Here is a 346-nt window from a genome sequence, read left to right on the forward strand (position 1 = left end):
CAGCGAGTGAACGTCACGTATAGTGCAGTACGGTGCCACTGTCTGTTACCGTTCGACGTCTGTGACAGGAGAAGTGGGATAAGGGGTACCCAGCAACATGGCCATCTTCACCCCAACCAACCAGATCCGCCTCACCAATGTGGCCGTCGTGCGGATGAAGAAAGGAGGGAAGAGGTTTGAGATCGCCTGTTACAAAAACAAAGTGATTGGCTGGAGGAGCGGGGCAGAGAAAGATCTTGATGAAGTTCTTCAGACCCACTCTGTGTTTACAAACGTATCTAAAGGTCAAGTTGCTAAGAAAGAAGATCTAATGAAGGCATTTGGTACAGAAGAACAGACAGAAATT

Annotated in this window: 1 protein-coding gene; it reads left to right on the forward strand. The window is 48.3% G+C overall.

Translation table 11 applies throughout. The features are described from left to right. Positions 1-97: 97 nt before the first annotated feature. Positions 98-346, forward strand: a 249-nt coding sequence (locus EUU22_RS24440) for a ribosome maturation protein SBDS (protein WP_205687971.1), incomplete at its 3' end; no start/stop codon positions are given.

It is taken from the genome of Ciceribacter ferrooxidans (genome assembly GCF_004137355.1).
Lineage (GTDB): Bacteria > Pseudomonadota > Alphaproteobacteria > Rhizobiales > Rhizobiaceae > Allorhizobium > Allorhizobium ferrooxidans.